The organism is Philodulcilactobacillus myokonensis, assembly GCF_027923585.1.
GTDB classification, from domain to species: domain Bacteria; phylum Bacillota; class Bacilli; order Lactobacillales; family Lactobacillaceae; genus Philodulcilactobacillus; species Philodulcilactobacillus myokonensis.
On sequence record NZ_BRPL01000002.1, the window covers coordinates 721,752 to 741,635 of the forward strand.

At 31.6% G+C, this 19,884-nt stretch carries 21 protein-coding genes and 1 other annotated feature; of the genes, 17 read left to right on the forward strand and 4 right to left on the reverse strand.

All coding sequences use genetic code 11. The annotated features are described in order from the left end of the window. Positions 1-111 precede the first annotated feature (111 nt). Both WR164_RS03835 and WR164_RS03840 read left to right on the forward strand, forming a co-directional pair. On the forward strand, positions 112-804 hold the full coding sequence (locus WR164_RS03835; RefSeq protein WP_286136227.1) for a response regulator transcription factor: 693 nt from the start codon (positions 112-114) through the stop codon (positions 802-804). After that, the gene (locus tag WR164_RS03840; RefSeq protein WP_286136228.1) at positions 801-2,357 is read left to right on the forward strand and encodes a HAMP domain-containing sensor histidine kinase; all 1,557 of its coding nucleotides are present in this window, start codon (positions 801-803) and stop codon (positions 2,355-2,357) included. Before WR164_RS03835 ends, WR164_RS03840 begins: the two co-directional genes overlap by 4 nt. 40 nt (positions 2,358-2,397) lie before the next feature. Here WR164_RS03840 and yidC read toward each other — a convergent pair whose 3' ends face one another. Next, on the reverse strand, positions 2,398-3,321 hold the full coding sequence (gene yidC / locus WR164_RS03845) for a membrane protein insertase YidC (protein ID WP_286136229.1): 924 nt from the start codon (positions 3,319-3,321) through the stop codon (positions 2,398-2,400). A gap of 81 nt (positions 3,322-3,402) precedes the next feature. Continuing rightward, complete coding sequence (locus tag WR164_RS03850; protein WP_286136230.1) at positions 3,403-3,690, reverse strand: acylphosphatase; 288 nt, start codon at positions 3,688-3,690, stop codon at positions 3,403-3,405. Between the two features lie 88 nt (positions 3,691-3,778). Here WR164_RS03850 and WR164_RS03855 point away from each other — a divergent pair, with 88 nt between their 5' ends. The 8 genes from WR164_RS03855 (at position 3,779) to greA (ending at position 11,581) form a co-directional block, all read left to right on the forward strand. Further along, entirely contained in the window at positions 3,779-4,546 is a 768-nt protein-coding gene (locus tag WR164_RS03855) for a TrmH family RNA methyltransferase (protein ID WP_286136231.1), read from the forward strand. Between the two features lie 13 nt (positions 4,547-4,559). Next, entirely contained in the window at positions 4,560-5,048 is a 489-nt protein-coding gene (locus WR164_RS03860) for an HD domain-containing protein (protein WP_286136232.1), read from the forward strand. A 22-nt stretch (positions 5,049-5,070) separates the two neighbouring features. Next, positions 5,071-5,406, forward strand: coding sequence for a winged helix-turn-helix transcriptional regulator (locus WR164_RS03865; protein ID WP_286136233.1), 336 nt, complete (start codon positions 5,071-5,073; stop codon positions 5,404-5,406). 65 nt (positions 5,407-5,471) lie between these two features. Further along, positions 5,472-5,683 (forward strand) — a binding site (T-box leader). 45 nt (positions 5,684-5,728) lie between these two features. Next, a complete protein-coding gene (gene pheS, locus WR164_RS03870; protein WP_286136234.1) occupies positions 5,729-6,769 on the forward strand; it encodes a phenylalanine--tRNA ligase subunit alpha in 1,041 nt (346 codons plus the stop codon). A 26-nt stretch (positions 6,770-6,795) separates the two neighbouring features. Beyond that, positions 6,796-9,210: a phenylalanine--tRNA ligase subunit beta gene (gene pheT / locus WR164_RS03875; RefSeq protein WP_286136235.1), complete on the forward strand. Its 2,415-nt coding sequence runs from the start codon at positions 6,796-6,798 to the stop codon at positions 9,208-9,210. A 57-nt stretch (positions 9,211-9,267) separates the two neighbouring features. Beyond that, entirely contained in the window at positions 9,268-10,368 is a 1,101-nt protein-coding gene (mltG, locus tag WR164_RS03880; protein ID WP_286136900.1) for an endolytic transglycosylase MltG, read from the forward strand. Between the two features lie 33 nt (positions 10,369-10,401). After that, positions 10,402-11,076: a uridine kinase gene (gene udk, locus WR164_RS03885; protein ID WP_286136236.1), complete on the forward strand. Its 675-nt coding sequence runs from the start codon at positions 10,402-10,404 to the stop codon at positions 11,074-11,076. A 28-nt stretch (positions 11,077-11,104) separates the two neighbouring features. After that, complete coding sequence (gene greA, locus WR164_RS03890; RefSeq protein WP_286136237.1) at positions 11,105-11,581, forward strand: transcription elongation factor GreA; 477 nt, start codon at positions 11,105-11,107, stop codon at positions 11,579-11,581. 36 nt (positions 11,582-11,617) lie between these two features. Here the strand turns inward: greA and WR164_RS03895 are convergent, their stop codons facing one another. Then, positions 11,618-14,224 (reverse strand): YfhO family protein, encoded by a 2,607-nt coding sequence (locus tag WR164_RS03895; protein WP_286136238.1) that lies wholly within the window; start codon positions 14,222-14,224, stop codon positions 11,618-11,620. Between the two features lie 101 nt (positions 14,225-14,325). Here WR164_RS03895 and WR164_RS03900 point away from each other — a divergent pair, with 101 nt between their 5' ends. The 7 genes from WR164_RS03900 to WR164_RS03930 all read left to right on the forward strand — a co-directional run bounded on the left by WR164_RS03900 (position 14,326) and on the right by WR164_RS03930 (position 19,557). Continuing rightward, positions 14,326-16,374, forward strand: a complete 2,049-nt coding sequence (locus WR164_RS03900) for a peptidoglycan D,D-transpeptidase FtsI family protein (RefSeq protein WP_286136239.1) — start codon at positions 14,326-14,328, stop codon at positions 16,372-16,374. A gap of 135 nt (positions 16,375-16,509) precedes the next feature. Continuing rightward, positions 16,510-16,659, forward strand: a complete 150-nt coding sequence (rpmG, locus tag WR164_RS03905; RefSeq protein WP_286136240.1) for a 50S ribosomal protein L33 — start codon at positions 16,510-16,512, stop codon at positions 16,657-16,659. Between the two features lie 52 nt (positions 16,660-16,711). Next, positions 16,712-17,239: a 5-formyltetrahydrofolate cyclo-ligase gene (locus WR164_RS03910; RefSeq protein WP_286136241.1), complete on the forward strand. Its 528-nt coding sequence runs from the start codon at positions 16,712-16,714 to the stop codon at positions 17,237-17,239. A gap of 15 nt (positions 17,240-17,254) precedes the next feature. Then, positions 17,255-17,917: a rhomboid family intramembrane serine protease gene (locus tag WR164_RS03915; RefSeq protein ID WP_286136242.1), complete on the forward strand. Its 663-nt coding sequence runs from the start codon at positions 17,255-17,257 to the stop codon at positions 17,915-17,917. A gap of 35 nt (positions 17,918-17,952) precedes the next feature. Then, positions 17,953-18,171, forward strand: coding sequence for a YqgQ family protein (locus WR164_RS03920; RefSeq protein WP_286136243.1), 219 nt, complete (start codon positions 17,953-17,955; stop codon positions 18,169-18,171). 12 nt (positions 18,172-18,183) lie between these two features. Beyond that, positions 18,184-19,164 (forward strand): ROK family glucokinase, encoded by a 981-nt coding sequence (locus WR164_RS03925; RefSeq protein ID WP_286136244.1) that lies wholly within the window; start codon positions 18,184-18,186, stop codon positions 19,162-19,164. A gap of 12 nt (positions 19,165-19,176) precedes the next feature. Further along, positions 19,177-19,557: a rhodanese-like domain-containing protein gene (locus tag WR164_RS03930; protein ID WP_286136245.1), complete on the forward strand. Its 381-nt coding sequence runs from the start codon at positions 19,177-19,179 to the stop codon at positions 19,555-19,557. 56 nt (positions 19,558-19,613) lie between these two features. Here the strand turns inward: WR164_RS03930 and WR164_RS03935 are convergent, their stop codons facing one another. Then, entirely contained in the window at positions 19,614-19,790 is a 177-nt protein-coding gene (locus tag WR164_RS03935) for a DUF3042 family protein (RefSeq protein WP_286136246.1), read from the reverse strand. Positions 19,791-19,884 lie beyond the last annotated feature (94 nt).

The following is a 19,884-nucleotide window of genomic DNA, read 5'->3' on the forward strand; positions in this document are numbered from 1 at the left end:
TTTTAATATAACAATTACATAATAATTAGATTATTAATCATTAATGAGTTAACTATGATAAAATAAGTTTGAATTGATATTATAGTTATAATTAAAGGGGTGTTTTACATCATGAGTAGTCGTATACTGATTATTGAAGATGAAAAAAACTTAGCAAGATTTGTTGAATTAGAATTAAAACACGAGGGCTATCAAACTCAAGTAGAATTAAATGGACGAACTGGCCTTCAAGCAGCTTTAAATAAAAAATTTGATGCTATTTTACTAGATTTAATGCTTCCTGAATTAAATGGAATGGAAGTTGCCAGAAGAATCAGAGAGAAGAAAAATACACCAATTATTATGATGACCGCCAGAGATTCAGTTATTGACCGGGTATCTGGATTTGATCATGGTGCTGATGATTATATTGTTAAACCATTTGCAATTGAAGAATTATTAGCAAGATTGCGTGCATTACTACGTCGAATTAAGATTGAAAAACATCAACAGAATAAGAATCAAAAGATTGTTAAATATAAAGATTTAACGATTGAAAAGGAAGGCCGGATTGTCCGTCGTGGCAACGAAGTCATTGATTTAACTAAGCGAGAATATGAATTATTACTTGCTTTAATGGAAAACGTTAACGTTGTTTTGGCCAGGGACGTTCTTTTAAATAAAGTTTGGGGATATGATTCTGATGCTGAAACTAACGTTGTTGATGTCTATATTCGATATTTACGTAATAAAATTGATCGACCAAATCAAGAAAATAGTTATATTCAAACAGTTCGTGGTACTGGTTATGTGATGAGATCATGAAATTAATGAAAGATTCTGATCATGATCAGAAAAAAGTAAAACGAAGGATATCTTTAAAATGGAAATGGTCAATTGGAACCGCAATTGTCGTTTTTATTATGTTTTCAATTTTTGCGTTCTTAATTTATCATCAATTTAGTGAAGTCCTCTTGTCTCAAGAAAAAAGCAGGATTCAAAATGTTTCCGAAACAGTTGCCGATAATTTAAGTCAAAATCGAAAACCTTTAAATCAGGATATGTTTAATAATCCATCACAGGAATTAGTTTCACCTAATCTATCAGATGTGCATAATTCAAATCGTAATAATCAAACTTATTCTGACCCCATTTTTTCTAATTTATTTGGTAATAACATTGCTGCCAATGTTTTTAATGATAATGGGCAACTATTGATGTCATCTAAACAATTGGTTAATTATAAATTTAATCGTCGTGATTTTTTGAATCATCAGGGGATAAAATTCCGTCGAATAAATCATAAAATGATTGTTGTGAACAATATGATGATTTTTTCTAATAAAAATCACCAGCATATTGGATATCTTCAAATTATTAATAATTTGAAAAATTATCGAACATCAATGGATCAATTATTCATTATTTTATTCATTTTGTCACTAATTTCTATTTTTGTTTCATCAATTCTTGCTTATATTTTAGCTGATTATCTTTTAAGACCAATTAATGAAATAAGAAGAACAATGAATGTAATTACATCTTCTCCTAAATCTAACCGAAGGGTTCCAGAATTGAACCAAAATGATGAGCTTTCGGACCTAGGTAATTTGTTTAATGATATGTTAGATCAAATGCAACGTTATATTAATCAACAGGAGCAATTTGTTGGGGATGTATCCCATGAATTACGAACCCCAGTTGCTATTATTCAAGGTCATTTGAGTATGCTATCAAGATGGGGGAAGGATGATCCTCAAATTCTTCAGGAATCCATTAATGCATCTTTGGATGAAATTAAGCGGATGCGTGGATTAGTTAAAGAAATGCTTGATTTATCCAGAGCTGAAGAGGGTAATATTTACTTTAAAGATAAAACGACAGAAGTTAAGGGCATTGTTTACCAAGTTTTTAATGATTTTAAGATGATTCATCCTGATTTTCATTTTGTATTAGATGATGATATTAAAAGGAAAACAATTATTAAGATGTATCGTGATCATTTAGAACAAGTATTGATAATTTTATTGGATAATGCAATTAAGTATTCTACTAAGCGTAAAGAAATTGATATGTCGATGTCTTTAACTGCTAATAATATTAGAATTTCTGTTCAGGATTTTGGCGAAGGAATTTCGCAAAAGAATATGAAATTGATTTTTAACCGTTTTTATCGGGTTGATAAAGCCAGAAGTCGAAAAAAGGGTGGCAATGGTTTAGGATTATCAATTGCTAAGCGATTGGTTGAAGTATATCATGGTCATATTTCAGTTGAGAGTTCACTTGGCTCTGGTTCTATTTTCACAATTTCATTTCCAATTGACCACGAGATAAAACCAGATAAAAAAAGCAAACCCAAACAAAAAGAAGCTAAATGATATTAAAATCATTTAACTCCTTTTTAATTTAGTCTACTTTTTAATGATGGTTCTGTTTACCCTTATTTCTTTCCCGATTTAATTTATGAATATCAACCTTTTCTGATGATTGATTTTCACTTGAATTCTTTTCCGATTCACTATTAAAATCAGGAATCTTGACTTTGTTTGTAGGATGATTTTTACTATTTTTAGCAACTTCTGCTCTAATTTTTGGACGGTATAAATTAATGATTAAAGTTTGAATACATGCAAAAATACCACCAATGAAGAAGTAAATTCCTAGTCCAGCTGGAGACTTGATTGTAAAAATAAAAATCATTAGGGGACTAAGAAATAGCATCATTTTCATTTGTTTTCTTTGATCCTTAGGAACACCAATTAACATTAGGTATCCTTGCAATAAATACGAAAGAAAAGCTAGGATTGCTAGCAGGATATTTGATTTTCCTAGGCTAATTCCCATAAAAATTGTATGTGAAACTTCCGGGGAAAATCTGATGGCATTATATAAAGCAACAAAAACTGGGATTTGAATAATAATTGGTAAACAACCAATGCCGCCAGTCATACTAATACCATTTTGACGATACAATTGCATCATGCTTTGACTTAATTGCATTTGTTCTTGTTGGTTCTTAGCTTGTTTTTGCTTCTTTTGAATCTCATTTAACTGTGGTTTAATCAAACTAATTTTTTCTTGCTGAGTTGTTGATTGTTTCATTTGCTTGACCATGATTGGCAAAAGGATCATTCTAACGATTACCGTTAAAACAATCAATGCCCAGCCATATCCACCAACAAATTTAGCTAACCAATCCATGATATTTTGTCCGGGAACGGCTAGATAATGATATGTAAATCCATATGGCTTCCCTGATGCATCTGTTCTGACACATCCACTAAGAATGAGGGCTAAACTACCCAATAGGGTAATAATCCCTAAATGTTTAATTTTTTTCATGTATTTTAAAATCCTTTCTACATTTAAAATAGCCTAAAATTAAGGATAATTGATTTAGCTGCTTTTTTCAAACTAATTTGTTTATGATTTAATTTGAAATGAATTTAATTTTGAAATTTGAATCGTTTTTACCTTTAAATTGTTAACTTTTCCAAATGGTGTTGGTGATTTTCTAATTTTGATTATAAATTGATTCAGTTTACTGGGCTGACCTTGTGCAATAATTTTAACGCTGCCTTCGGGCAAATTTTGAACTGATCCCTTGATATTAAAATGTTTGGCCACTTTTGCTGTGCAGTATCTAAATCCAACTCCTTGAACAAGACCGCTTACAATTAATTTTTTTGAATCAATTGAATTAGATTTCATTTTGTTTCCTCCTAAACTACATGTTAATATTACTATACATAAATATAGTATAATAAAGATGAAAAATAAAAGTTGGGGATCAATTATTATGGAAAAAATTACTTCTTCTAAGAATGAACAGATTAAACAAATTATAAAATTAAAACGTAAGCATGATCGAATAAAGTTTAATTCTTATCTATTAGAAAGTTGGCATTTAGTTTATGAAGCGTTAAAATCTAACGCAAGGATTAAAAAAATATTAACAACCCCTAAGCAATTTCAACTTCATTCAGATCAATTAGATCATTTTCAAGACATTGTTTTAATATCAGATGAAGTTTCTAAAAAATTAGGGTCAACTTTAACCCCTCAAGGGATATTTGCAATTGTTCAATTGCCCAAGACACAGCATATTAATCCAAATGCAACCAGTGGTGGATGGTTATTGCTTGACCAAATTCAAGATCCTGGTAATATTGGAACAATGGTAAGGACCGCCGATGCAATCGGCCTTTCCGGTGTTGTTTTTGGCAGTGGAACTGCCAGTCGTTTTAATCCTAAGGTTTTAAGAGCCATGCAGGGAAGTCAGTTTCATCTTCATCTAATTGAAGCTGATTTAGAACAATGGATTGATGGATTTAAGAATCAACAAGTGCCTGTTTATGGAACCGAACTTAATCCGAATGCGGTTGATTTTAGAGATGTTCATCCAAAATCAAACTATGCTCTGATAATGGGTAATGAAGGCAATGGCATTCAAAAACAATATTTAAGTCAAACTAATCTAAATTTATATATCCCAATTAAGGGACAGGCTGAGTCTTTTAACGTTGCGATTGCAGCTGGTATTTTAATGTTTCAATTACAAAAGTAAAGGGGTTTTATCAATGAAACAGAATGCATGGGAAAAAGATCAAAAATATATTTCGATCGTTGCTGATTTATTAAATACTAAAGAGGTTCAAAAATTGGCTCTATTTACCCATCATCACCACTCAACGCGCTTGAAACACTGTATTGCCGTTTCATACATGAGTTATTTAATTGCAAAAAAAATGCATTTAGATTACCGTGCAGCAGCTCGTGGCGGTTTATTGCATGATTTGTTTTATTATAACTGGCGTACAACTAAGTTTAATTTGGGTTCGCACGCTTTTATTCACCCACGAGTTGCTTTACGTAATGCCGAACGCATTACTGTATTAACCCCCAAAGAAAAGGATATTATTTTAAAGCACATGTGGGGATTTACCCTTGCTTGTCCTAAGTACCCTGAAAGTGTGATTGTTTCATTAGTAGATGACTATTCAGCTATTTATGAATTTTTAAGACCAGTTCGACAAAATTTTAAATCAATTTTTAGCAAGTTAAATTAATAAATAAAAGAGAGTGATCTAAATGGCTAATGGAAGTGTCATGACTAAGAAAACAAATAATTCAATTTGTCCACATTTTGAAAAAACATTTTCAATTTTAGGTAAAAAATGGAACGGATTGATTATTGAGACGTTATTAAGTGCTGGCGCACAGAGGTTTAAAGATATTTCTGGTGCAATTCAAAAATGTAGTGATCGTGTGCTAGTAGAAAGATTAAAAGAATTAGAAAATGAAGGAATTGTGATCAGAAGAACCTTTTCAGATTCTTCATTAATTCAATATGAATTAACCCAAAAGGGGAAGGAATTAAAACCAGTTATGCATACCGTCCATGATTGGGCTGATAAATGGTGCTAATTATCTTCTGAAATAATTTGACCAAGCTGAAAAACTATTATATTATTAATAATATATTATGAATTTAAAAAGCAATGATGAAAAAGTAGTAGATTGTTTAATACAGAGAGGTTATATTTAGTTGAGAGTAGCCATTTGCAATTGAATTCATTTTCTAGCTGATATTGGGAGTTATTAACAAAAAATATTCCGGCTAATCACCGTTATTTAAATTAAGTGCACATTTTATATTGATAGAATGTGAATTAGGGTGGTACCGCGATGCTTCGTCCCCTTTCTGGGATGGAGCTTTTTTTATGCTTTCATATAGGGAGGAATAGTTATGTCTTTAAAAGATGATTTAGCTAATATTCGTGATCAAGCATTATCTGAGATTAAAAATGTTAGTGATGTTAGTACTCTAAATCAAAAAATTAGGGTATCATTTTTAGGTAAAAGGGGTAAAATTACTAAAGTTCTGAGGGACATTAAGAATTTAGATCCAAAGGAACGACCTGAAGTTGGTAAATACTCTAATATTGTAAGAAATAAGATTCAGGATGCGGTTGCTAAAAAGAATCAAGAATTAAAACAAGCACTTCTAAATCAAAAATTAAAGGATGAAAAGATTGATGTTACACTTCCAGGATCACCAGTACCAAAGGGTAGTCCTCATGTTATTCAATCTATCATTGATCATATCTGTGATATTTTTCTTGGAATGGGATACCAAGTTTTATCAGGTCCTGAAGTTGAAGAAGAAAAATATAATTTTGAAAGAATGAATCTACCTAAATATCATCCTGCTAGGGACATGCAAGCGACTTTTTATATTACAAATGATATTTTAATGAGAACTCAAACGTCCCCGATGCAGGCTCGGGTTCTAGAAAAATATGATTTTAGCAAGGGCCCATTAAAAATGATTTCACCTGGAATTGTTTTTAGGCGTGATAATGATGATCCAACTCATTCTCATCAATTCCATCAAGTTGAAGGGCTAGTTATTGATAAAAATATTAAAATGTCTGATTTAAAGGGAACTTTAGAATATTTAATTCATCAATTATTCGGTGATAAATTTGATATTAGATTGAGACCTAGTTACTTTCCATTCACTGAACCCTCAGTTGAAGTCGATATGACGTGCTTTAATTGTATGGGAAAAGGATGCAATATTTGTAAGAATACCGGCTGGATTGAGGTCCTTGGTGCCGGAATGGTCCATCCAAATGTATTGAAAATGGCTGGTATTGATCCAAAAGAATACGGTGGATTTGCATTTGGCTTAGGACCCGATCGATTTGCCATGTTAAGATATGGCGTTAAAGATATCAGAGATTTCTATTTAGACGATGTTAGATTCCTATCTCAATTTGACTAGTCGAATTAAAAAGGAGCGTTAAAAATATGAAAGTATCATATAATTGGTTAAAGGAATACTTAAACTTAAATGTTCCTGCTGATCAATTGGGTGAAAAAATCGAAAGAACAGCCGTTGAAGTTGACTCAGTTACTAAGCATCAAGATGGCCTTAAAAAATTAGTTGTTGGTAAAGTTGTCTCTTGTGAAAAACATCCCAATTCTGATCATTTACACGTTTGCCAAGTCGATGTTAATCAAGATGATTTACTACAAATCGTTTGTGGAGCACCTAATGTTGCAGCCGGTGAAAAGGTAATTGTTGCATTACCCGGATCAAGAATTGGTAACAACGTTAAAATTAAGCGTGCTAAAATGCGTGGAGTCAAATCAAATGGTATGCTATGTGGATTAGATGAAGTTGGTTTTGATCGTAGTGTGGTTCCTGAAAAATGGCTAAATGGAATTTATGTTTTTCCAGATGATGCCAAGGTTGGAAAACCAATCTATCATTATCTAGGGATGGATGATGATTTGATTGATTTAGATGTAACTCCTAATCGAGGCGATATGCTAAGCATTTATGGGACTGTTCATGAATTAGCTGCCATTTATGATTTAAAACCGGATTTAAATCATCCAAAAGTTGAAGAAAATCCAAAATTAAATGCTTCGGATGATATTAGTGCAGATGTTGATAAGAAAATTGCGCCGATTTACAAACTTCGTGTTTTAAAGAATGTTAAAATTCAACCAAGTCCACTTTGGATGCAAATCAGGCTTTGGAATGCTGATATTAGGCCAGTTAACAATGTTGTTGATATTACTAATTATATTATGTTGAAGTATGGACAACCAATTCAGGTTTATGATTTGGATAAAATTAATAATCAAAAATTATTGGTCAGAAATGCCCGATTGAATGAAAAAGTTGAAACAACTGATGGTGATAAAGTAACGTTAACTGATGATGATATTGTAGTTGCAGATGATCAAAAACCAGTTGCGCTTGCTGGACTAACCGGTTTAAAAGGTGCTGAAGTTGATCAAAATACAAAGAATATTATTTTTGAAGCTGGTGTTTTCAGTTTCGTTAAGGTTAGAAAAATGGCCCAACGTCATTCAATTCATACTGGTTCATCCCAACGTTTTGAACGTGGTGTTAACCATGCAGGGGTTAATGAAGCTTTAGACGCAGCTTGTGAAATTGAGCATCGTTTTACAGATGCTGACATTGAGCAGGGAACTGTTACAGCTAGCGATATTGATGCTAAACCAGTTAATGTTGATATCACTTTAACCAGAATTAATCGAGTATTAGGGCTTAGCTTAACAATGCCTGAGGCTAGTAATATCTTTAAACGTTTAGGATTTGGTGTTGAAATTAATGATGATCAAATGTCTGTATCAATTCCGCCACGACGATGGGATATTCATATTGAAGCTGATTTATTTGAAGAAATTGCCAGAATTTATGGGTACGATAATATGCCTTCAACGTTACCATCAGGCCCAACTACGATTGGCAAATTAACTAACAAACAAAAGTTAATAAGACGCTCTAGAAGAATTTTACAGGATTCTGGATTAACACATGCCATTTCATATTCATTAACCACCGCTAAAAAAGCTAATATGTTTATGATGAGAAAAAGCTATGAAACAAAACTTAAAATGCCAATGACAATTGATCGCTCGACGTTAAGAATGAATTTGTTAAGTGGATTATTGGATGATGTCGCATATAATCAGGCCAGAGGTGTTGATGATGTTGCTTTATATGAATTAGGGCGTGTTTTTTATAAGGATGATGAAAAACAGGTTCGTCCTAATGAAGTTGAACACATTGCAGGAGTTATTTCTGGATCGTTAAGTATAGATACTTGGAATCATAAATCTAAACCAGTTGATTTTTACCAGTTAAAGGGAATTGTTGATAATTATTTAGATGATTTAAATCTCAACGGTGACATTGATTATGAAGCAACTAGTGACTACCCAGAAATGCATCCTGGAAGAACTGCCAATATTTATATTCATGGTCATAAAATTGGTTTTATTGGCCAAATTCATCCGGTCATTGCTGATAAATTCAATATTAAACCAACATATGCCTTTGAGTTAGACTTAAAGACGTTAATTGAAATGCCAAAACGGGAACAAACAGCTGATAGTGTTTCTAAATATCCTTCAATTAGCCGGGACATTGCAATATTAGTAGATAAAAATGTTACTAATAAAGAAATTGTTAGTGCCATTCAAAAACGTGGTGGTGCATTCTTGAATCAAGTTCATTTGTTTGATCTATATGATGGTGCTCATATTCCTAGCGGCAAGAAATCAATGGCTTATACTTTAACTTATCAAGATCAGCATGATACTTTACAGAATGAAGTGGTTGATAAGTCAATGAAGAAAATCCAAAGGGACTTAAAGCAACAATTTAATGTTACAATCCGTTAATTATAATCTTTGCCCAAATATTAAATATGTAGAACGGGGGGATTCTCATTGAATGGGATGAAAAAATCTGGGCGGAAAACTAGTTCCTTTGGACGTAAAATTATTATTTCAATCATTGTGATTTTAATTGTATTGATTTTTTGTGTTTTATTTATGGGACATAGTTATTTAAAGGCATCTTTAAAACCATTAAACTCTAATAACCATAGTAAAATTCAAATTGATGTTCCAATGGGTGCTTCGGATCGTAAAATTGGTTCAATTTTACAAAATCAAAATATTGTTAGAAGTGGGATGGTATTCAATTACTATGTTAAAGCCCACAATATTTCTGATTTTCGGGCTGGATACTATGAATTATCTCCATCAATGAGCTTACAACAAATTGCCAATATTTTAAGAAGGGGTGGATCCAGTCTGCCACTGAAGACTTCTTATGGTAAAATAGTTGTTAGTGAAGGAAGCAGTATTAACCAATTGGCTAATAATGTCCAAAATAATAGTCGTTTTTCATCGACTAATTTTATTGATTTAATGAAAAATCGTAATTTTGCTAACCAATTAAAGAAAAAATATCCAGAATTGCTTACTTCTTCAATGAAATCAAAACGCACACGTTATCCACTTGAAGGTTATTTATATCCGGCCGTTTATAGTGCTGATAATGGTATTTCAATGGAACAAATGGTTGAATCAATGGTTTCAAAGGAAAATGGTGCTTTAAAACCATATTATTCTAGAATGAAGAAGGAACATTTGTCTGTTCAACAAACGTTAACATTAGCTTCTTTAATTGAGAAACAGAATTTAAATTCAGAAAGGAATCGTGAATTAGTTGCTGGAATTTTGTTAAATCGAATTGATAATAAAATGCATTTAAATTCTGACACATCTGTTTTATATGCACTTAATAAATTTAAACGTAAATTAAATCAAAAAGATTTAAAGAATAATTCTCCGTATAATTTGTATAAATATATTGGATATGGACCAGGTCCATTTAATAATCCTGGCTTGAATTCAATTAAGGCTGTTTTATATCCTAAGAAACGGGATCAGGGTTATTTATACTTTATTGTTAATCCTAAAAATGGTAAATTGTTACTGGCTAAGAACAGTTTAGAACAACAAAATAATGCCAAAAAAGTTTCTAAGTAGATGGTGTTTTAATTTTAAGGGGTGTTTACAATTTTGAAAAAAGGTCGAAAACGTCCAGTTGTAATTGGCGTTAGTGGTGGATCTGGAAGTGGAAAAACCACCGTTAGTAGAGCTATTTTTCACCGATTATTAGGTAATTCGTTGACAATTTTACAACAAGATTCTTATTATAAAGATCAATCTAATAAGACGATGGCAGAAAGGGAAAAGACTAACTATGATCACCCGCTTGCTTTTGACACTGATCGTTTAATTAGCGATATTAAACGTTTATTGGATTATAAGCCGATTCATAAGCCAGTTTATGATTATAAAAAGTTAAACCGAAGTAAAAAAACCATTCTTCAGGAACCACGTGATGTTATTATTCTAGAAGGAATTTTAGTTTTAGATGATGAAAGATTGCGTGATTTAATGGATATTAAGATATTTGTTGATACTGATGATGATATCCGATTAATTAGAAGAATTCGGCGTGATACCCAGGAACGTGGCAGAACTTTAGATGAAGTTATTCAACAATATTTAAAGACTGTTCGTCCGATGTATAATCAATTTATTGAACCAACTAAAAGATATGCTGATATAATTGTCCCAGAGGGTGGCAAAAATCAAGTTGCAATCGATTTATTAACCACTAAAATTAAACAAATTTTAAAAGAACATGGTGATCATCAAATTTTAAATAATATTGATACCACCATTTAAATCATGATTTAGTTAAGGAGTGTTGTTAATGGCTGACGAAAAAAGCTATCCAATGACTGCAGAAGGTAAGGAAAAATTACAAAGAGAACTTGAAGATTTAAGATTAAATAAACGTCCACAAATCATTAAGCGAATTAAGATTGCATTAGGTTATGGAGATTTATCCGAAAACTCTGAATATACTTCTGCCAAAAATGAACAAAGTTTACTTGAAGGCCGAATTTCCACAATTGAACATATGCTTCAATATTCAGTAGTTGTAGATAATACCGATACTGATAAAAATATGGTTAATGTTGGTAAGAAGGTAACTTTTAAAGAACTACCAGATGAAGATCCGGAAACATATGAAATTGTTGGTCAATCAGAGGCTGATCCAATGAAAGGCAAAATTGCTAATGATTCACCAATTGCAAAGGGTCTTTTAGGTCATAAGGTTGACGATCAAGTAACGATTAAGATTCCTGCTGGGGATATGAAAGTTAAAATTATTAAGGTTGAATAAATCTATTTCTAACTAATAAAAGCTTAGGATATTATCCTAAGCTTTTTTATTATATTTTTTAATTTTGTTAATAACCATCATGAAAATAACTGTTAAAATTGAAATGCAAATTCCAAGCGTTAAATATGGTGGCCAGTAATAAAGTTTAATTGAATGTTTACCTGGGCTTAATTTACTACCGATGAACATATTTGACCATTTAGAGATTGAATGTGGTTTATTATCAACAATTAAATGCCAGCCTTTAGAATAAGGAATCGTTGTGATTAATGAATTCTTAGATTTGGTTGTTCGAATGGTTCCAATGAATTTACGATTACTATTATTATGAATTTTAAATTGATTTTGTTTTAAATTGCTAGTATCATTTTGAAATAGTTTAGAATTAAAATGGTATAAAATGAAATTTTGTAAAAACATATTATCTTTTATTAATTTGAGATGAATGTGAATTGGTTTATTCTTATTATTAGTTGCAACATTAATTATCGTTGTATTTTGATAATTAGCTGGTTTTATTATTTGAGATCCGTTAATACTTAATTTAATTGATTTATCATTGAATGCATTTCCTAAGGTTAAGTAATATGGATCATTTGTTTTTGGAGTGAACGTAAGATTAATAATTGCGGGTTTAATTAAATTATTTTTACTGATCAATGCATTCGTTAAACGGGTCTGCTTATTTGTATTATTAAATGTGACTTGGTCAAAGTTTTTCGGATCAAAGAATCGCTGATTTTGATGATTGGTAAGGTAATTCATAATATTAGATTGGTAAACAGTTGGTAAATCATTTGAGTGGTGTTTTAGATTAAATATTTTAGAATTGGCAGCAAATCCAATTGGCAACCAGTGTGAATTTTTAAAAGTGATTGTTTGGTGATTTTCATTATAATAGCTGTACTGCTTGAAATCAGGACGGGGTGTAAAATTGCTTAAAACCGGATTACCATTATCTTTTAGGAAATATTTGAATGATAAAAGTGAATCTGATAATAATGTTCCATTTGAGTACTCAATATACCCTTCACCCGTGGGTTGGCCAATATTGTCCATGAATTGTGTTGACCGATAATTAATGGTTGATGAAAAATTATCACCGCCATTATAATTAGCATTTAGTGGGTCATCTTTACTTCTAAAAAATGTTTTACCAATTCGATACCATTTATGATCGTGATTCTGGATTACTTTGGTATTGTCTTTTAAATTAGTTGTGTACTTCATATAACTATTGTTCGGAATGTATGAAATATTATTAAGCGAATTAAATGCATTAATTCCCATTTCAGCGATTATTATAATAATAAAAGCAACTTGAAATGTTTTAAATGATGAGGGAATAAACATGATTAAAATATAGCTTATTGTTAAAAAAATAATACTTGTAATTAAATTATTAATTGTCAAGAACGAAAATTGTTTTAAATTAAAACTCACGTATAAAACTGCTAAAATTAAAATTAATAGAATATTTAATTTGGTTTTCCAATTGTTAATCTGGAATTTTGGTGTGCTTTGGCTGGCAATGAAAATAATCCAAAAACAGAATATAAATGAAAATCGGTAGGGGTACCAAACTGGAAATTGCATGGCATGCCAAATTAAATCTAACGGCTCAAAACACATTGATAATAATAAAAAAACGGTGACAATGAAAATACTGATTTTTATTTTTAATTTAATTTCATGGTTAAAGAATAATGCTAAAAAATAAATGATGGGGATTGCCCCAATGAAAATATTGGGGGTTCCGCTTGGCATTTGATTAAAATTAAACGTGCCATTAAAAAATTTAGCAATCATTTTAATTGGAAGATATTCAAATTTAAGATTAACTGTATGAAGTGAATATTGGGCTTTTCCTTGTAATAGATCATAAAAAGTTGGAATCAATAACCATGCAGACAATCCTAAACTAATTAATGAACAGAATAAGAAATTTTTTATGTGATGAATCCAATCTTTCCATTTATGATTGTAAATTACATTTACAAAAACAAAATAAATTCCAACAAAAATAATTATCATATATGCAATATAATAATTAATGATGAGCATTGCTGTGAGTGAAATAATATATAATTTTATTTGCTGTTTAAAAAATAATTTGCGCATTCCCATAATAATAAGTGGTAAAAAAATCATTCCATCTAACCAAATGATATTTAATTGATTAGCAATGATCCACCCATTTAATGCATAGATTGTTGCCCATGCAGGAATAAAAATTTTTTTAATTGATTTATTATCAAGTAGTAGTATGCTAAAACACATACCGGATAAACCGTATTTAAGCAGGGTGATTAATAAGATGGCTGCATTAATGAATTTAGCTTTAAACAGCAATAATATGAGATTGAGCGGGCTCATAAGATAATAAGCCCAATTACCGATCATTCCACCACCCAATCCATTTGAAAATGAATATATGATGCTACTGGGATGATTTAAAATTGCATTTCGGTAGTATGAAAATAAATCAATATATTGTTGTCCCAGGTCAACTGTTGAAATACTGTTATTTCCAAATGGAAACATATTGCGATATGCAAAATAACATGCCATAATAACAAATGGTATTATAAAACTAAGCAATATGGGCCAATATTTTTTAATGCTTTTTTTAATTCTATTCATAATGATTTTCGCCTTCATACCGTAAATTAATATTATTTTCATGTTACCATAAATATAATAAATATAAATATAATGTAAATTATTAAGGAGCTTTAATTACTTTGAATAATTTTTTAAAGAAAATTTTTCACCATTCAAATCAGGGCTTTAGTTCTAGTATTCCATTTCGCTTGAATTTTATTTTTATAAGCGTTGGAATTCTGTTTATTGTCTTAATTGGACAACTTGTTTATCTGCAAATTTTATATGGTTCTCAATTTAAAGCGGAAGTAAATGAGTCTAGTAATAATATTAAATATGGAAATGTTCAACGTGGGATGGTTTATGATTCTACTGGAAAGTTATTAGTTGGTAATAAGAATCATCGTGCAATTACATATACCAAGGGAATTTCAACTTCAAATGAAATTTACCAAACGGCTACCAAACTCGCTAAGTATGTTAGTGTTCCTACGGATACGTTAACCAAGAATCAAAAAATTGAATACTATTTAGCAAGTACGAATAACGCTAGTAATGTTGCTAAAAAAATTAAAAATATTTATTCTTATGCACCAGATGCAAGAGCTGGCGCTGAAAAGGATTATGTATCAAGTCATTTTTCATCATTTCCATTTAATAAACAGGCTTTAAATGCTGCTGAAATTTTTACTGAGATGAATGATACCACTCAATTCGGGACAACTTACATTAAATCATCTAATGTTTCTAATCGCGAATATGCTGAAGTGGGTGAACGTCAATCTGAAATGCCTGGTGTAGAAACTGGAACTAGTTATAGTCAGTACTATCCAGGTGGTAAGTCAATTTCTAGCATTATTGGAACGGTCTCATCAGAAAAATCAGGTTTACCTAGTGATCAAGTTAATCAATTACTTGCAAAGGGATATTCTAGAAATGATAGTGTTGGTCAAAGCTATTTAGAACAACGTTATGAACCCGTTTTGCGGGGAAGTAAATCCCAAACCAAAATTGATTTGATTCATAATGATCAAATTGGAAAAGAAATTAAAAAATATGGTGGCCAACGTGGGGATAATCTTCAATTGACTGTCAATAGTAAATTTCAATACCAACTTCAACAGGATATTAATGAAGCTGAACATGGAAGTGTTGGTAATTCAACTGGCGCATATGCAGTTGTTATGAATCCTCATACTGGTGCTGTTTTAGGAATGGCTGGTGTTAATCGTAATCCATCAAGTGGTAAATTGACTGCTAATGATCTGGGTGCGATTAATAACGATATCGTTATGGGATCAGTTGTTAAAGGTGCCACCGTTTCAGGTGCTCTAATGGATCATGTTATTACACCTGATGACAGTACAATGGTTGATAAACCAATTCTAGTTGGTGGAACCAAGCAAACATCCTGGTTTAACAAAAACGGCAGTGCTAATATGGCTGTTGATGCTTCAACTGCACTGGAGGTTTCTTCTAACTCGTATATGATGCAATTAGCAATGAAGGAAGCTAATTTCCATTATTATGAAAATGCCCCAGCAACCATCAACCCAGACATCTTCACTAAACTAAGGGGATACTTTAATCAATTTGGTTTGGGAATTAAAACTGGAATTGATTTGCCAGGTGAAACAACTGGATTGCAAGGATCAACATCTGACGTTATTCATGGTTTGAATTTAGCTTATGGTAACTATGATGAATATACAACCTTGCAAGTTGCACAATATATGTCAACCATCGCTAACGGTGGTTATCGAATCCAACCACATATTGTTCAATCAATTCGTGGAACCAATAGTAAGGGTGGACTTGGTAGTGTTAAGTATTCAGTTACACCTAAGGTCTTAAATGAAATTAACATGACACCTTCCGAAAGAAATGTTGTTACCCAGGGATTATATGATGTTGTTCATGGAACTAATCAGTATAAAACCGGAATTAATTTGAATACAATTCATCCATCTGTTTCAGCTAAGACTGGAACTGCTGAAACAACTACTAATGGTAATTCAACCGTTACTTTGAGTTTAGCTTCGTATGCTCCATCTAGTGATCCACAAGTGGTTGTTGCATTAGCAATGCCAGGCTTACCGGAAAATGCTGAGGATAACAATACTAATTTAGCTAAGCAGATATATTCTGATTATTGGAAAGATGTTCAGTCTACAAGCACAATTAAATAAAATTGCTGTTAAGTAATTTTCCTTAACAATCTTCCAATAAAACTGGCAAAAAATAATAAAAAATGATATTATATAGAGGTTAATGTTGTTAATCATAAATAATTAACTTTGATGAATAAAGGAGTGTAATAAATTATGCGTGTTCACATTACATTAGAATGTACAGAATGTCACGAACGTAACTATTTATCAACTAAGAATCGTCGTAACAACCCCGATCGCTTAGAATTAAAGAAATATTGCCCACGACAAAGAAAAGTTACATTACATCGTGAAACAAAATAAGGATTTGGGTTATTTACCCAAACCTTTTTTGTTATCTAATTAGATAGTAATTATGAAATCCAAAAAAGATATTAGAAAATTAATGATTCAGAAATTAAAAAAGGACAATCTGGTTAATGGAAGTGTATACCATCGTTTGTATACGGATCCGTTTTGGATTCATGCAAAAGTGATAGCGCTAACATTGAGCACTAAGGTTGAAATTGATACCAATCCGATTATAAAGATGGGAATTGCTAATAATAAGACAATTGTTGTGCCTAAAGTATATCCTGATCGTCAAATGAAATTTATTAGATTATCCAATCAATCAAGATTTAAGAGTGATATATTTGGAATTCCTGAACCGGTTAATGGTAAAATAATTAATAAAGCTCAAATTGATTTAGTAATTGTTCCAGGATTAGCTTTTGCAATTAACACCGGCGATCGGATTGGATTTGGTGGTGGGTATTACGATCGATATCTTAATCAATATCATGGTAATAAAATTGCATTGGCTAAATCCTTTCAAGTTTTTGAAAATCCTTTATGGAAAATTAATCAATTTGATATAAAAGTGAATCGAATTATTTTTTAGAATAGGAAGTTTTTATTGAGATTTTTGAAAAGAATGCCATATGTAACCTATTTACTACTATTTATTATTATTGCTGTTTATATTGCAATGACTTTCAGTGGTGGAACTGATAATTCTAATGTACTATTGGAATATGGTGCAATTTTTAATCCCCTAGTAAGAGCTGGTGAATGGTGGCGGCTAATAACTGCTATTTTTTTGCATATGAATTTTACCCATATACTGTTTAACGGATTAGTGCTTTATTTTATGGGAATTCAAATTGAAAAATTATTTGGCCATTTACGTTTTGCCATTATTTTCTTTGGATCTGGAATAGTTGGCAACTTATTTGGCTTTGCATTCACCGATGGGATATCTGCAGGAGCTAGTACTGCTATTTTTGGTTTATTTGGAGCATTTATGATGCTTGGTGAATCATTTAATGGCAATCAAGAAATTCGTCGATTAAGTAAGTCGTTTATTATTTTTATTGTTATGAATTTACTATTGGATTTGATAACACCAAATGTTGATATTGCTGGACACATTGGTGGTTTGATTAGTGGATTCTTAATTGCTTACATTGTTAGTGTTCCACATTATTCTCTAAGTCGAAAGAAACGAATGATTGCTTTAATTGTAATGATTATTGTCATTCTGATATTGTTTTATGTTGGAATGAATGGAAATTACTAAAGAAGATAGTGCATTTCGATGAAGGATGTGGGACAATGAAGACGTTGTATGATGTACAGCAATTATTAGAAAAATTTGGAATCGTTGTCTATGTTGGTAAACGGATTTGGGATATTGAAGTGATGGCAATGGAACTTGATCATTTGCATGAAGCTCGCTTAGTATCTGACAAGCAGTTTATTAATGCCAAATTAATTTTAACGAAAGAACATCGTTATGAGGAACATAGACAAAATAATAATCATAGGGCATAGGAGGAATTACAAATGTCAAAAAATGTAATTGGAATTGATTTAGGAGGTACTACCACTAAAATTGCTTTTTTAAGTAAAGATGGTACTTTTTTAGATAAATGGAAAATTGATACAAATGACTCTGAACATGGAAGCCATATTGTTCCTAATATTATTAAATCAATTAGTGTACATATGAATGATGCTAATTATACTAAAAATGATTTTATTGGAATTGGAATGGGTACTCCAGGAACCGTTGATTATAAGGCTGGCACCGTTACGGGTGCTTATAATTTAAATTGGCGCTCACCACAACCTGTAAGAGAACAGATTGAAAATGCGCTTGGATTACCATTTACAATGGATAATGATGCCAATGTTGCATCATTAGGTGAATACTGGCAAGGAGCTGGCAGTAAGGATTCAGATATCATTTTCGTAACCCTTGGCACTGGAGTTGGTGGTGGTGTCATCGCTAACGGACATTTAGTTCGTGGTGTTAATGGTGCTGCTGGTGAAATTGGACATATTACTGTTAAACCAGGTGGTTATATGTGTACATGTGGCAAACGTGGTTGCTTAGAACAATATGCATCAGCTACTGGGGTTGTTCATGTCGCTCGCGATATGTCAGTTAAATTTACAGGAACTTCAAGATTAAAAGAACTTGAAGATGCTAATGAAGAAGTTACTTCAAAAATTGTTTTCTATCTAGCTGATAATGGTGATATTCTAGCTAACCAAGTTGTTGATAAGGTTTGTTCTTACCTTGGTTTAGCACTTGCAGATGTTGGTAATACTTTTAATCCTGATAATATCATTATTGGTGGTGGTGTTTCTAATGCTGGAAATACTTTGTTACAGCCAACGACTAGGTATTTCCAACAAAATGCATTTAAACCAGTTCAAGATTCAACTAGAATCAAATTAGCACAATTAGGTAACGATGCTGGTGCTATGGGTGCCGGATCATTAGCATTTAGAGCATTTGACAAGCAAAATAATAAATAAGGGGTCCTTTACTTGCAAGTTATCATTATCATTATAATTTTACTTGTTTTATGGGGGTTGTGGACTTTAATTACACGGATGAGAGTTAATCGGATTGCCAAATTTTTAAGTCAAAATGATTTTGAAGCTGGCAAACGAAAAGCTCAAATTATTGATTTAAGAGAAGAAAAAACGTTTAAAGCCGGTCATATTTTAGGAGCACGAAATATGCCTTATTCCACGCTCCGGACATTTTATAGTGGGATCAGAAATGATTTACCAGTATATTTATATGATCAGGGTAAGGCAATTAGTATGCGTGCTGCCTTGCTTCTCCATAAAAAAGGTTATCATAAATTGTTCATTCTAAAAGACGGATACCGTAATTGGGATGGCAAGACAAAGAAAAACTAAAAAATAGCTAGTCAATATTGGCTAGCTATTTTTATAACAAATTTATTAATAATTTACTATCCGTGGTGGACGGAACGGCTTTTTCGCATTGCACGTTTGTGATTTTGCTTAAATTTGTCCTTTTTGTCTTCGATTGGGTTAACAACTGCTTTTTTAAATGATAAGAAAGCACCAGTTACAGCACCTAATGTAGCAACAACACCAGCAGCAAATCCTTTTCCAAAATTCTTCATATTAAAGTCCTCCCTTAACTATTTATAAAGTATTCATTTTCTATTATGCTTTATTTGAAATTAATTGTCGAGAAATTGTCTTTTAGTATTTTAT

Coding starts and splice junctions, on each gene's coding strand:
- WR164_RS03835 (WP_286136227.1), top strand. CDS start 112: ATGAGTAGTCGTATACTGATTATTGAAGATGAAAAAAACTTAGCAAGA.
- greA (WP_286136237.1), top strand. CDS start 11,105: ATGGCTGACGAAAAAAGCTATCCAATGACTGCAGAAGGTAAGGAAAAA.
- WR164_RS03840 (WP_286136228.1), top strand. CDS start 801: ATGAAATTAATGAAAGATTCTGATCATGATCAGAAAAAAGTAAAACGA.
- pheT (WP_286136235.1), top strand. CDS start 6,796: ATGAAAGTATCATATAATTGGTTAAAGGAATACTTAAACTTAAATGTT.
- WR164_RS03850 (WP_286136230.1), bottom strand. CDS start 3,690: ATGAAATCTAATTCAATTGATTCAAAAAAATTAATTGTAAGCGGTCTT.
- pheS (WP_286136234.1), top strand. CDS start 5,729: ATGTCTTTAAAAGATGATTTAGCTAATATTCGTGATCAAGCATTATCT.
- mltG (WP_286136900.1), top strand. CDS start 9,268: ATGAAAAAATCTGGGCGGAAAACTAGTTCCTTTGGACGTAAAATTATT.
- yidC (WP_286136229.1), bottom strand. CDS start 3,321: ATGAAAAAAATTAAACATTTAGGGATTATTACCCTATTGGGTAGTTTA.
- WR164_RS03920 (WP_286136243.1), top strand. CDS start 17,953: ATGAAGACGTTGTATGATGTACAGCAATTATTAGAAAAATTTGGAATC.
- WR164_RS03935 (WP_286136246.1), bottom strand. CDS start 19,790: ATGAAGAATTTTGGAAAAGGATTTGCTGCTGGTGTTGTTGCTACATTA.
- rpmG (WP_286136240.1), top strand. CDS start 16,510: ATGCGTGTTCACATTACATTAGAATGTACAGAATGTCACGAACGTAAC.
- WR164_RS03925 (WP_286136244.1), top strand. CDS start 18,184: ATGTCAAAAAATGTAATTGGAATTGATTTAGGAGGTACTACCACTAAA.
- WR164_RS03895 (WP_286136238.1), bottom strand. CDS start 14,224: ATGAATAGAATTAAAAAAAGCATTAAAAAATATTGGCCCATATTGCTT.
- WR164_RS03865 (WP_286136233.1), top strand. CDS start 5,071: ATGGCTAATGGAAGTGTCATGACTAAGAAAACAAATAATTCAATTTGT.
- WR164_RS03860 (WP_286136232.1), top strand. CDS start 4,560: ATGAAACAGAATGCATGGGAAAAAGATCAAAAATATATTTCGATCGTT.
- WR164_RS03910 (WP_286136241.1), top strand. CDS start 16,712: ATGAAATCCAAAAAAGATATTAGAAAATTAATGATTCAGAAATTAAAA.
- WR164_RS03855 (WP_286136231.1), top strand. CDS start 3,779: ATGGAAAAAATTACTTCTTCTAAGAATGAACAGATTAAACAAATTATA.